This window comes from Aquabacterium sp. (genome assembly GCF_029946005.1).
GTDB lineage: Bacteria > Pseudomonadota > Gammaproteobacteria > Burkholderiales > Burkholderiaceae_C > Aquabacterium.
Genome location: NZ_JAQSDR010000039.1, coordinates 113,613 through 126,524 on the forward strand (window position 1 = coordinate 113,613; position 12,912 = coordinate 126,524).

General features: G+C 63.1%; 7 protein-coding genes. 2 read left to right on the top strand and 5 right to left on the bottom strand.

Annotated elements, in window-relative coordinates:
* Positions 1 to 3 precede the first annotated feature (3 nt).
* The 3 genes from PSV38_RS19395 to PSV38_RS19405 are packed head-to-tail and all read right to left on the bottom strand — an operon-like array spanning position 4 to position 7,288.
* Positions 4 to 4,236 (bottom strand): translocation/assembly module TamB domain-containing protein, encoded by a 4,233-nt coding sequence (locus PSV38_RS19395; RefSeq protein WP_300550432.1) that lies wholly within the window; start codon positions 4,234 to 4,236, stop codon positions 4 to 6.
* A complete protein-coding gene (locus PSV38_RS19400; protein ID WP_300550434.1) occupies positions 4,233 to 6,119 on the bottom strand; it encodes a BamA/TamA family outer membrane protein in 1,887 nt (628 codons plus the stop codon). The genes PSV38_RS19395 and PSV38_RS19400 overlap by 4 nt, the downstream gene beginning before the upstream one ends.
* On the bottom strand, positions 6,116 to 7,288 hold the full coding sequence (locus PSV38_RS19405; RefSeq protein ID WP_300550436.1) for a VWA domain-containing protein: 1,173 nt from the start codon (positions 7,286 to 7,288) through the stop codon (positions 6,116 to 6,118). Before PSV38_RS19405 ends, PSV38_RS19400 begins: the two co-directional genes overlap by 4 nt.
* A 126-nt stretch (positions 7,289 to 7,414) precedes the next feature.
* On the opposite strand from PSV38_RS19405, the gene PSV38_RS19410 reads away from it, so the two are divergent.
* Positions 7,415 to 8,593 carry a diguanylate cyclase gene (locus PSV38_RS19410; RefSeq protein ID WP_300550438.1) on the top strand — a complete coding sequence of 393 codons (1,179 nt, stop codon included), beginning with the start codon at positions 7,415 to 7,417 and terminating at the stop codon, positions 8,591 to 8,593.
* A gap of 19 nt (positions 8,594 to 8,612) precedes the next feature.
* On the opposite strand, the gene PSV38_RS19415 is transcribed toward PSV38_RS19410, so the two are convergent.
* Positions 8,613 to 9,455 carry a MoxR family ATPase gene (locus PSV38_RS19415; protein WP_300550440.1) on the bottom strand — a complete coding sequence of 281 codons (843 nt, stop codon included), beginning with the start codon at positions 9,453 to 9,455 and terminating at the stop codon, positions 8,613 to 8,615.
* A gap of 102 nt (positions 9,456 to 9,557) precedes the next feature.
* Here PSV38_RS19415 and PSV38_RS19420 point away from each other — a divergent pair, with 102 nt between their 5' ends.
* A complete protein-coding gene (locus PSV38_RS19420; protein ID WP_300550442.1) occupies positions 9,558 to 10,226 on the top strand; it encodes a c-type cytochrome in 669 nt (222 codons plus the stop codon).
* An 86-nt stretch (positions 10,227 to 10,312) separates the two neighbouring features.
* Here PSV38_RS19420 and PSV38_RS19425 read toward each other — a convergent pair.
* Positions 10,313 to 12,912: type I secretion C-terminal target domain-containing protein (locus PSV38_RS19425; protein ID WP_300550443.1), on the bottom strand; the 2,600-nt coding region annotated here is incomplete at its 5' end.

Below are 12,912 nucleotides of genomic sequence, written 5' to 3' on the forward strand. Positions count from 1 at the left end.
TCTTCAATCAAACCGCCAGGACCAGATCAGGTCCAGCGCATTGTCTTGCCCCGCCTGCGCCCGCAAGGTGAAGCGCTGCGCCAGCCGGTAGATCAACTGCCAGTTGCCCGCGGTTTCATTCAGGCTGCGCTCATAGCCCACGTACCACTTGCGCGAGATCTGCTTGCCCACGTTGACCACGGTTTCGCGCGCGTCGCCGTTGTCGGACTGTCGCACCGACAATTCGTCCAGGCCGATGGCCCCCAGCACCGAATCCTTGGGGGTGCCGCCCTCGCCCGCCAGCAAGGCCGACGCGGCGGTCTGCAGCAAACCAATGTCGGCCCCACCCAGGCCAGCCGGACCACGGCCCAGGATCAGCCAGGACAGTTTTTCGGTCTCCGACATGGCCGGGTCGGAATACAGCCGCACACGCGGGTCCTGCGCCGTTCCGGTGATGGTGACGCCCACCTTCACGTCAGACGCTGCCGCGGTGGGTGATTCGGCGCGCATCGCCTGGATGTCCAGCCGGGGGTTGTCGATGGGGCCCGTGAAAGCGATCGAGCCCCGCTCAATCACCAAGTTCTGCGCATACGCCACGTACGAGCCCGACTCGGTCTTGACCGTGCCATGCAGCGCCATCCGGCCGTTGGGCGTGGTCAAAGTCAGCTTGCCCACGAGCAGCGAATTCAGGCCCCGGCCCTTCAGGCGCAGCTTGGACCCCAGGTCGACCTCAATGTTCGCCTGAACTTTGCGTTTGGGCGACACGGCGCTGGCATCTGCGGTTTGCTCGCCATTGGCAGGCGCATCCCCCGGTCGATTGAGGACATTGACGTCGTCGCCAATGGTCGGGGCGTCCGCCTTGCTGATGTCGATCAGTCCTTCGTCCACCATGAAGCGGCCATCGGCCTTGATGTCTTCCGCGCCCAAAATCAGCTTGCCCTGCCCGCTGACCAGCAGGCGGCGGTCCACCCGCTGAAGCAAGGCAAAGTGATCAACGGACAGGTTCAGCCGGGCTTCGGGCTGGGCACCCAACAGCGCATCTCCGTCCAGGCTGATGCTGCCGCCTGGCTCACCGCCTTTGGCCTTGAACTGCGTCAGGCGGGCATGGTCACCATCCAGGCTCAACTGCAAGAGGCCCTCCGACAAATTGACGCCCAGCAAGGCATGACTGGCCCCCAGGTTCTGTCCATTCACCTGACCCTTGTACAAAGGCGCACCCAAAGTACCCGACAGCACCGCATTGGCCTGCACTTGCCCAGACAAGCGCCACCCCGGTGGGGCCCAAACGCCCCACGGGCGCAGATTGGCAATCTTCACGTCCAGCGTGCCGGCCAGGCTGTCGCCCGCGGAGGGCAGGCTGTCTCGCGACTGCGTTCGCACGATTTGCTGGCCGTTCACCAGACCCACCACGCGTCCGTCAAACTGCTCGGACAAGGTCCAGACACCCTCGCGGGCTTTCAGCTCCAGGCGTGCTTGCTTGATGCCCAAGGTTTGAACCATGCTGCCTTCGATCGCGGTCTCGGCCAGGCTCAGGTCGCCATCGCGCCGAACCAGCTGGCCATCGACCCGCCAAGGCTGTTCAGGACTGTGCTGCATGTGCAGCTGGCCCACCACGGTCAAGTCGCCCCCCCAGCCAGACTGCGGCTGCCAGCGCGCCAACACTTCGGCCAGCTTGATGGGCTCCAGCTCGATGCTGACCTTGGTCTGACCGCCTGTCACGCCAGCTCGGCGAGGCTCGCGCCAACTCAACTCCTGGATCTTCAAACCGGCGCCCATCAAGGACACCAGGGTCGGGCTGACCACCAGGCGGCGATCCTCCTTGGTCGAAGCCCACTGCACATCCACCGCCTGCGCCGACAGCAAGGCCCGGGGCGCTGGCTCGATGGTCACCACGCTCAGCTTTTGAAGCTGGCCTTTCCAGCCGCTGAAGGAGTCCAGGACCCCACCAGCCACCGACACGTCCAGGTGCACACGGGGAACGGGCTCGGGTTGATTCGATTTTTCCTGGCGCACAGGGAGGTGCACATCGCCTTGCGCCACCAGGCGGTGGGACTGCGCGCTGCCGTCCAAAGCGGCCTTGAACTGCTCCAAGGTGGTACCGCCCACCTTGGCCTGGCGAACCGTGATCGCCCCCTCGGACGGCGCAGACATCTGTCCGGCGTTGACCCGCCAACGGCCTTCGGCCTGCTCCAGCGAGTACAGCGTGCCGCCCGCATCCTTGGCTTGCAAACCGGCCAGGTCCAAGTGCCCTTGGGTGGACAAGGCAGGCCACACGCCCTCCACGGTGACCTCGCCCTGGGCCTTGCCCTGCAGATCGCGCCAACCCCACCATTGGGCCAAGGACTGCAAAGCCTGGAGGGCCGGGGCCTGAAGATGCAGCTGACCACGCAAAGGCCGTTCAGCGGCCCACTGAACACCGTCTTGCACCGACCGGATCACGGGCACCACACCCGTCAACCCAAACTGGTTACCCGCCACGTTCAGGTCGACCTTGACGTTCATGTCAGGCTGGCCGGTAGGCGCCTTCCAGCTCAACAGGCCGTTCAATGGAATGCCCGCCAACTGGCTGGGATCCAGGCGCCCCGTCATCTCGCCCTGTCCCAAAGCATCGGCCTCGAACTGAACACGGCCTTGCAGCCGGTTGCTGCCCGTGGCCTTGTCGGGCCAGGGCATCCAAAGCTGCGGGTCGAAGTTCGACAGGTCAAGCTGCCCCTTGGCCCGCCACGGTGACTCCCCCGTTTGACTGGCTTGGCCGGTCAGCTTGGCCAGCGCCGCGCCCGAACTGAGGCTCAGGCTTTCGACGTCGATCAGGGCCCGCGACCAATGCCCATCCAGGTTCACGGCCACCGGATGGATCGGCGTCCCCGGACCTTTGTGGTACTGCCCCTTCAGCTCGGCCTGCACGGCCCAGCGCTCCCAAGCCTTGCCGTCAGAAGCTGCCGACTGGACGTTGACGCGGCCCTGCAACTGCAATGGCGGCGCGCGCCCATCCAGCGCCTGAGGCTCCAAGCCCTGGATGTCGGCCTGCAAATGTGTTTTCTGAGGGGTGACCAGGTCCCAGGTGCCATTGACCCGCACTGTGCCGGGGGTCTGCCCACCCGTCCTGGGCAGGGTCAGCGTCATCGCCAACTGCCCGGCCTGCCCCAGGCTGCTCAGCTGCCCGGCCGAAGCCCCCGTGAGTGCGATCGGCAAGGCCGCCTGGCCTGCCACGCGCAACAAGGGCAAGCCTCGGGCATCCCAGGCACCGGGCTTGGCATTGGTCAGCGCGATGTCCAACGCCAGATCGGGCTTGCTGCGTTGGGCACTCAGCGCCATGGGCTGCACCAACACCGTTCCCGACAGGGCCGTCTCGGGCAAGGCCGGCCACAGCATTGCCACGTTCAGGCCCTTGGCCTGTACCGCCAGCCTGGGCAAGGGCCAAGCAGCGAAGGGGGCCACTTCGCCCGACATCGTCAAGTTCTGCGCCGCTTCGGTGCCCTTGCCCAACTGCACTTGCCCATCAGCCACCAGCTTCTGCAAGGGCCCCTTCAAGCGCAACTGCGCATCACCAATGTCGATGCGGCTGGTGCCCGCTGCAGCGTGCTCGGCATTCAGGCTCAGATCGAGCGCCATGGACTGGCGCGTGCCCAAGGCCGCCCGCCCGGCCAACTGCCATCCATGGACGGACAGCTTTTTCAACACCACCTGGTGCTGGTGCTCCGAGCCCACAGACTCTTGCAGGAAAACACGCGCGTCCAGGTCCTGCAAAACCTGGGGTTCGAGCAGATTGCTGCTAAAGGCCCCCACGGTGACCGACTTCAAACGCACCGACACCGGCAGGTCGAAGCCAGTGGGTGCCGGACTGGGCTTGAGTGATGGCGGAGAGGACACCCAATGCAAATGGACGCTGCGCGCCTGCAAGGCATCGACGGTCACCCCCACGCGCCCGCTCACCGAGCCATCGTGGCGGAAACTCAAGCCTTGCCAGTGCGGTTCCAGCAGCACCAGACTTGATCCGCGCGGCAGGCTGATCTCCATGCGCTGCGCACTGAAACCCGTCAACAGCCCGCCCTTGGGTTCAACCACCTTCACCCAGGGCAGCACGGACAACAAGCGCGCCGTGGGCGCCTCCTTGTGCAAAGCCCACCACAGACCGCTCAGCCCCAGAACGACCAACACCAGCAAGGTGGTCACCAGCAAGGTGCTCGCCACCCAAAGCGGTCGCACCCAGGCCGACCGCGAGGTGCGGGGGGGCAAAGCGGCGGGCTGATTCGTCAAAGCGTGATCCCGACGCTGAAGTGGATGCGAAAGCTCTGCGTCTGTTCGCCATACGCGAGGTCGATCTTCAAGGGCCCGACCGGGCTGCGCCAGCGGATGCCCGCGCCATAGCCTCGTTGCAACTTGATGTCGGCAAACTGGTCGGCCACACCACCGGCATCAAAAAACACGGCGCCCAGGATGCTGGGGTATTTCTTGAGGAAGGGGTGGGCCAGCTCGCCACTGAGCGTCGTCATTGAACGCCCGCCCACGAGCGCGCCGTCGCGGCTCACCCCGATCGAGCGGTAGCCATAGCCGCGCACCGACTCGTCCCCCCCAGCGCGGAACAGCAAGGGATCAGGGATGCTGACCGATTCGCGGGACAAGATGCGGCCACCTTCGATGCGGGTCGTGGCGTCCCAGCCCCAGCGCAAAGGCTTGTACCAGGTCAGGCGGCCATACAAGCGGCTGAACGGACCGGAACTCTCACGGGTGGCAAAGCTGTGGCCCACGCCCACCGAAGTCAGGGCCGTGATGCCGGTGGTGGGCAAAGTCTGGCTGTCGACATCGCGCCAAGCGTATTGCACGGTGCCGCTGATGGCAGAGGCGTCGGACACCTGCTCGCCCGCCTTCGATTTCACGCGGGCGCTTTGGTATTCAACATAGCGGGTCAACTCCAGCCGCTCGCCTTCCCGCAATTGCCCCAAGCGCAGACGTTCACTGGTGGTCACCGCGTCGGAGGTGTCGGTCTCCTTGGCCAACTGCCCGGACACCAGCCACCGCTTGCGCCCCGGCCTGGGATGTGAAATCAGGTCCACCTGCAAACTGGAGTCGATCTTGGCCAGTTGCAGTTTGGTCTTGGCTTGCCAAGCTTGGTTCAGGATGTGGCGGTGCAGGTGCTCGACGGAAATGCGCGGACCAGTGTCGCTGCTGACGCCCACACCCACGGTGGCCTGCTGCAAGGACAGCTCGTGAACCTGCACGGTCACGGGCGCCCCATCGGCCCGGCTTTGATCCTGCTCCATGTTGATGAAGACGCTGTCGAACAGGTTGAGCTTTTGCACGCGCTCCTGGAAATCCAGCAAAGACTGCTCGCGGTAGATCGTGCCTTTGGCAAACGGTGCCAAGTTGAGGATCGCCGAGGCTGGCTGCACTTTCAGGCCCTCAATGTAGATGTCGCCGAAATGAAAAATGGGCCCGCTGTCGGCCACAACGAACAAGGCCGCCGTCCTGTTCTGGGCATCGACCGTGGCCGAGGTACCGCTCCAGGTGGCCAGGGGGTAGCCTTTGGCCCGCATCCTCGCCAGCATGCCATTCTTGGCCGCCGACCAATTGGGCTGCGTGAAGATGGTGCCCGCTGGCAAGGCCCATTCGGATTCCAGATCGGCCACCAGCGCCTTGGCATGGGCCTCTTCTTTGGACAAGGCCGTGTCCAGATCGCCTTCAAACACCATCTGCACGCGGCTCACCCTGGTGCGGGGGCCTGGCTCAACCACCAGCTTGATGATCATGGGCTGCCCTTCGACCTCGTCGGACACACTGGTGTGGATCTTGGCGGCAAAATAGCCCTGCGCTTCCAGCAGGCTGCGTGCCTGATCCGGGGCCGCGGCCACCAGGCGCCGCAACTCGCTGCGGCGAATGGCCATGCCGGTGTTGTCCCCTTCGGCCGTGGCCTCCTGATGGTAACGACCCAGGTCCAGGTAGTTGCTCAGCAAGTCGTCCAGCGCACCCGGCGCTTCAATGTCCAGCTTCCAGACCAGAGGCGCACGCCGTGCGGCCCGGGGCGCTTGGGCTTCGCTGGCCGCCGCTTCGGGGGGCCGCAAGGCGGCCGTGTCCTGCGCCCACGCCACAGACGGCATCAGGCCCCAAGCGGCGCAAGTCAGAACCAAGAAGCGAACAATCATTTGCTCAACAACCGCATTGCGCCTTCCAACCCTTGCAGGCTCAGAGGAAACATTCGGTTGCCCACCAGTTGCTGCATGATGGAAATGCTCTGGCGGTAGCCCCACACACCGGCAGGCTCCGGGTTGATCCAGGCGTGGTGCGGGAAGGCATGCGTGAGGCGCTGGATCCACTCGGCACCGGCCTCTTCGTTGTTGTATTCGACGCTGCCGCCCGCTTGCAGGATCTCATAGGGGCTCATGGTGGCATCGCCCACAAAGATCAGCTTGTAGTCCTTGTTGTACTTGCGGATGATGTCCCAGGTGGGGATTTTTTCAGAGAAGCGGCGGTGGTTGTTCTTCCACATGAAGTCGTAGACGCAGTTGTGGAAGTAGTAAAACTCCAGGTGCTTGAATTCGCTCTTGGCGGCCGAGAACATCTCTTCGACGCGGTGGATGTGGTCGTCCATCGAGCCGCCCACGTCCATCAGCAAAATCACTTTCACGGTGTTGTGCCGCTCGGGGATCATCTTGATGTCCAGCATGCCGGCATTGGCGGCGGTGGCCTGGATGGTGGCATCGAGCGCAAACTCTTCGGCCGCACCCTGGCGCGCGAACTTGCGCAGGCGCCGCAAAGCCACCTTGATGTTGCGCGTGTCCAGCTCAACGGTGTCGTCGTAGTCCTTGAACTCGCGCTTGTCCCAGACCTTGACCGCGCTGCGGTGCCGGGATTTGTCCTGCCCGATGCGGATGCCTTCGGGGTTATAGCCATGCGCGCCGAACGGCGAGGTGCCGCCAGTGCCAATCCATTTGTTGCCACCCTCGTGGCGTTCTTTCTGCTCCTCAAACAACTCTTTGAGGCGATCCATGAGCTTGTCCCAGCCCATCGCTTCGATGGCGGCTTTGTCGGCAGCGCTCAGTTCACGCTCGAATCGCTTGCGCAGCCATTCGAGAGGTATTTCACGGGTCAGGTCGACCTCGGCGCTCGCACCCCTGAAATAGGTGGAAAAGGCCCGGTCAAATTTATCGAAGTGGGTCTCATTCTTTACAAGTGACATTCGCGCAAGGTGATAAAACTCATCCACCGATGGCTCGATCACGTCGAGCTTGATGGCCTCCAGCAAACTGAGGTACTCCGGGATGGTGACCGGCAGCCGAGCTGAACGCAACGCGAAGAAGAAGTCGATGAGCATATGAAGTCCTGCGAATTGCCGCCTATTTTGGCCTTTTACTGGCGCCGTGCAGACGCATTGCATTTTTTAACCCTTCAGGGTTGCCCCTGTCCCCAGAACGGGCTAGAGGTCCGTTAAGGTCTGATCATGGAAGTACGCCACCTGCTTTTGGCTTTTGTGCTGTTGACGCACGGCCTGACCACCTTGATGTGGTGGGCTGCAGGCACGTGGCTGGGTCTGTCGCGCAAGGCCGCCATGCACTGGCTGGTGGCCAGCCTGTCCAATGGTTTGGCGCTGGCTTGCCTGTTGTTCAACGATGGCTGGCCCGACACCCCTTTGGCGCTGCTGGCCTGCGTGCTGGTGGTGCATGGTGCAGTATCGCTGCGGCGCGGCTTGCAGGCATTCTTGAAACTGCGGCACACCGACGGATCACACCTGGTTCTGGGCTTGGGCACCACCTTGTTCTGCCTGGGCTTGTGCCTGCCGATGGGTTGGAGGGTGGCCGGCATCGTGGTCAGTGGCGCGATCATTTGCTGGGTGATGTTGCGCACGGCCCGAGAATGTTTTGGCCCGCTGCGCACGGAGTTCCAGGTGGGCACTGCTTGGCTGCACTCGGCGCTGTTGATCAGCGTCGCCTTGATGTTTGCCGGCCTGGCCGTGAGCGAGTTGCTACCCGGGGCGCCCTGGCCCTGGCTTCTGGGCAATGTCCAGCAGGCGCAAGTGGGCATGGTGTTCACCAGCGTGACGGTGTCAATTTTGTCGGCCTTCGTCTTGGGGTACATCGTGGTCATCCGCTTGGTGCGGCGCCTGGAACACCTGTCCCACCACGACGCGCTGACTGGCCTGTTGAACCGCCGCGCCATCGAATACCTGCTGGACCGCGAGGCCCAGCGCCTGCACCGCTTTGGTGAACCTTTCACCGTGCTGATGGTGGACATCGACCATTTCAAACGCATCAATGACCGGCTGGGCCATGCCGCCGGGGACGCGGTGCTGTGCGCGGTGTCTCAGGCCCTGCAGGCGCAAGCGCGCGAGGTGGACCGGGTGGCACGTTTCGGCGGCGAAGAGTTTTGCGTTTTGCTGCCCCACACGCTGCATGAAGGCGCCCTGCTGGCGGCCGAACGCTTGCGCCACGCGATCAGCCAGATCAACATCCCCTGGGCTGACGAGACCATCACCGTCACCATCAGCACCGGGCTTGCCACGGCCAATGACTCGCTGGAAGCCCTGGCCTCGCTGCTGCGCCGTGCCGACGATGCGCTGTACCAAGCCAAGGCCGAGGGCCGCAACAAGGTGGTCAGCGCGCCAGACCGCGTGGCGGCCTGATCAGCCCTGGCCGGCTTGATCAGCGGTTGTTGCGGGCCATGGCCACCAGGCGCTCGAACAGGCTGAGGTCTTGCTCGTTCTTGAGCAAGGCGCCCACCAAGGGCGGCACGCTGGCCTTGTCGTCCTTGCTTTGCAGCACTTCGAGCGGGATGTCCTCGGCCAGCAGCAGCTTGAGCCAGTCGATCAACTCCGATGTGCTGGGCTTTTTCTTCAGGCCCGGCAGGTTGCGCACTTCGTAGAAGTGCCGCATGGCCGAGGCCAGCAACTCCTGCTTGATGCCCGGGAAATGCACGTCCACGATCTTCTTCATCGTGGTGGCATCGGGGAAGCGGATGTAGTGGAAGAAGCAGCGGCGCAGGAAGGCGTCCGGCAGGTCTTTTTCGTTGTTGGAGGTGATGATGACCAGCGGCCGGTGCTTGGCCTTGACCAGCTGGCGTGTCTCGTACACGTAGAACTCCATGCGGTCGATTTCGCGCAGAAGGTCATTCGGGAACTCGATGTCGGCTTTGTCGATCTCGTCGATCAGCAAGGCGACCTGCTGGTCGGCATCAAACGCCTGCCACAACACGCCCTTGACGATGTAGTTGTGGATGTCCTTGACCTTTTCCTCGCCCAACTGGCTGTCGCGCAGGCGGCTGACGGCGTCGTACTCGTAGAGGCCTTGCTGGGCCTTGGTGGTGGATTTGATGTGCCATTGCAACAGTGGCATGCCCAGCGCTTGCGAGACTTCTTCGGCCAGCATGGTTTTGCCGGTACCGGGCTCGCCCTTGATCAGCAGGGGCCGCTGAAGCGTCAGTGCGGCGTTCACCGCCAGTTTGAGGTCGTCTGTGGCGACGTATTGGTCTGTACCTTGAAACTTCATGTGATTGCTCAACCGGGTTGATCCTGTATTCGAGTATAGGTCGCTCCCTATAATGGCGCGATTCGTGTTTTTTCACCTGCCCGCATTTTTCCCGCCAGAACCATGAAAACACTGCCTTCCCTGATTTGTTCCCTGAGCCTTGCCATCGCAGGCCTGCTGACCGGGGCAGCGCACGCCCAGGAGACCAAACCAGGTGACCCGGTCGCGGCGCAGAAAAAAGTGGCCATGTGCATTGGCTGCCACGGCATCGTGGGCTACCAGGCCAGCTTTCCGGAAATCCACCGCGTGCCGATGATTTCAGGCCAGAGCGCCAAATACATCGCCACAGCCCTGAACGCTTACAAGAAGGGCGAGCGCAAGCACCCCACCATGCGTGGCATCGCGGCGTCGCTGACCGACCAGGACATCGCCGACATCTCGGTTTATTACGAAGCCAGTGGCAAGAACCTGCCGGCCCACGCGGCCAAGAGCGTGGCGCCCAATGCTGAGATCGACGCTCTGCTGAAAAAAGGCAACTGCGCCTCTTGCCACGGCGCTGATTTGAACAAGCCGATTGACGTCTACCCCAAGCTGGCGGGCCAGTACGAAGACTATTTGTTCGTGGCGCTGAAATCCTACCAGGCCGACAGCAAAGGCCCCATCGGGCGCAGCAATCCGATCATGGCTGCCCAGGCCAAGATGTTCACCTTGCCTGAGCTGAAATTGCTGTCTCACTACATCGGCGGCTTGCCCAGCGATTTGAAGACGGTACCTCAAGCCAAGTTCCGCTGATCCAGGTTGCGCCGAGCAGCAAAAAGCCACGCTCATCAAGCGTGGCTTTTTTCATGGGCCACCGTGAAGGTGACCCCTGCCCCCACTCAGCCGTCAACCAACAGCTTGTTCTGCTGCAACAGTTTGACGATGATCTGGTCGTCCGTGGCGTTGGCAGCCAAGCCAATGTCGGTGCGGATGTTGACGCCTTCCAGGACAATGCGTTGCGTTTCCTGCCCGGACGCGTAGGTGCCGTTGGTGAAACCACCTGTGGCGCTGACGCGCACCACCGTCGTGCCCGCGGTTGAGGTGTCGAAGTCCAGGTAGTTGTGCAAGTTGCCGCTGCCACCGGTGGTGTTCTCGCCTTGCAGCAGGTCACGCAAATCCAGCACATCGCCACCATCGGCCACGGGCGCCACGTTGAAGTCCTTGATGGTGTCGATCGCACGGCCCGAGGTGGTGGCCACGCCAGGGTCGGCGAAGTTCCAGGCAAAGGTGTCCGAACCCAGGCCACCGGTCAGGACATCGCTGCCCGGACCACCGATCAAGATGTCATTGCCATTACCGCCATTGAGGGTGTCGTTGCCCAAACCACCGTTGAGGGTGTCCTGGCCATCACCGCCATTGAGAACGTCGTTGCCAGCGTTGCCATAAAGGCGGTCATCGCCCAGGCCGCCGTTCATGATGTCGTTGCCTTCGCGGCCCATCAGGATGTCGGCGCCCGACGTGCCGTTGAAGGTGTCGATCGCGGTGGTGCCCGCTTGCACATTGGTGGCTTCAACCCGGATCGTCAGGGTCGATGAGGTAGTGTCACCGTCGCCATCGGCCAGTGAATAGGTGAAGGTTTCGGTCAAACCAGCCGCCCCCTGCCCGCCTGGTGCGGCATAGGTGTACTCGCCAGTGTCCATGTGCAGCGTCAGGTTGCCCACGCTGGTGGCCACCGTGATCACGGGGTTGGCCGCATCGTAGGTGTACACGCGACCATCGATGGTGATGCTGTCCACGTGGGCGAAGCCATCAGCGCCACCTGGCAAGGCCATGACGGAGCCCGCCGTGAACAGTTTACCGACCGCGGCCTCCTTGACCGTGCCTGACAACACGGCGTCCAACTGGCTGAGGTTGCTGACCACGGTGCCATTGAGGTTCTGCCCCGCCTGGCCATCATGGGCAATGGGGTTGAGGTAGGTGGCTGAGACACCAGCGCCCAGGCCAATGGCGTAAGACTTGATCTGGTTGTCGTTGAGGAACTTGACCCAACCGGCCTCTTCGGAAGTGTCGATGCCATCACCGTAGCTGGCGTTGGTCTGGTCGCCCGGGTTGGTGTTGGTGTTGGGACGGTCGCTGGACAAGGTGGGGTTGCCGTCCGAGAAGAAGTAGCCCACGTTTTGGGCGCCAATCAGCTTGCCAGCAGAGGTGTTGAAGGCGGTTTCAGCAGCGCTCAGGCCATAGTCGTAGTTGGTCCCGCCGCTGGCGGTGATCGAGGCCAGCAGGCTCTTGGCCGCGCTGACGGTGAGCCAGGTGCTGCCCAAGGCCTGCGCCGTGCCTGAGAAAGTGACCAGGCGCACAGCGACGTCACCAATCTGGTCGTACTTGTCCAGCAAGGTCTTGATGGACGCCACCGCCAGGCTCAGGCGTGTCTGCGTGCCGCTGATGACATCGTTCATGCTGCCCGACACGTCCAGCGTGATGAGCAGGTTGGTGTTGATGGTGACCACCGAATCGATGACCGGGCCCAGCACGCCGGGGGCGTCGTCTTGCACCTGGATGGTCAAGTTACCCTGGCCCGTCTTGGCCCCATCGCTGGCGGTGACGCCGAAGCTCAGGTTCAGGACATCTTCACCCGCCGAAGCGTGGTGCAACGGGGCGAGCAACTGAGCGCTGTAGTTGCCCGCGTTGTCGATCGACACGGTGAACACGGTGTTGGCACCAGCGCCGCTGCCATCTTTGCCGATCAATCCGCCGTTGCCGTCGCTCGTCCAGACGACGGCTTGACCGTTGGCGGCCATGACGGGCTCGGTGGGGGCAGTCAAGGTCACGGACGTGATGGCCGAGTCGGCGTCACTCATGGTGATTTTGCCGCTGACCGTGGCGCTGTCGGTGTTGTCGTTGGTGCCGTTGCTGTCCTTCAAACCACCCGGCAGCCCTTCTTCCGACAGGTAACCAGTGGTGGTGCCAACCACCGGCGCATCATTGACGGCGGTGAACTGCACGGTGGTCAGAGCGGTGTTGCTCAGGCTGGTGCCATCGGTGACAGTGACTTCGACCGTGCGGTTCACCGTGGACGGATTGGGCGAGGTGCTGGAAAAGCCGATGTCGCGGATGGCGATCTGGTAATCGGCCAGAGACGCGGTGCCGCTCAGGGTAACGGTGCTGCCCACCACGACGGCGGTGATGCCTGCAGGCAAGGCGTTCAGCACCGACAGCACATCACCGGCCTGGGCATTGGTGAGTGTGACCGTGGCGCCCGTCAGCTGGGTTGGGTGAGAGCTGGAAAGGCTGATGTCAAGGTCTGACAAACGGACTGGCGCCGAGCCTTCGGTATAACTGGTGACATAGCCCGCGCCAGTGACGCCACTGGAGTTGTCGGCATCGAGGTCGAGTGCCGGGGGCGTGGTGTCGATGATGGCAATGTCGCTGCCAGTGGCACTGGTATTGCCAGCGGTGTCCACGATGAGGGCGGTCACCGTCATGGTCGTGCCTTCGGCGG

What these genes read in the sequence shown, in the direction of transcription:
- PSV38_RS19400 (WP_300550434.1), bottom strand. Translation starts at nt 6,119, where the DNA reads ATGATTGTTCGCTTCTTGGTTCTGACTTGCGCCGCTTGGGGCCTGATG.
- PSV38_RS19405 (WP_300550436.1), bottom strand. Translation starts at nt 7,288, where the DNA reads ATGCTCATCGACTTCTTCTTCGCGTTGCGTTCAGCTCGGCTGCCGGTC.
- PSV38_RS19410 (WP_300550438.1), top strand. Translation starts at nt 7,415, where the DNA reads ATGGAAGTACGCCACCTGCTTTTGGCTTTTGTGCTGTTGACGCACGGC.
- PSV38_RS19415 (WP_300550440.1), bottom strand. Translation starts at nt 9,455, where the DNA reads ATGAAGTTTCAAGGTACAGACCAATACGTCGCCACAGACGACCTCAAA.
- PSV38_RS19420 (WP_300550442.1), top strand. Translation starts at nt 9,558, where the DNA reads ATGAAAACACTGCCTTCCCTGATTTGTTCCCTGAGCCTTGCCATCGCA.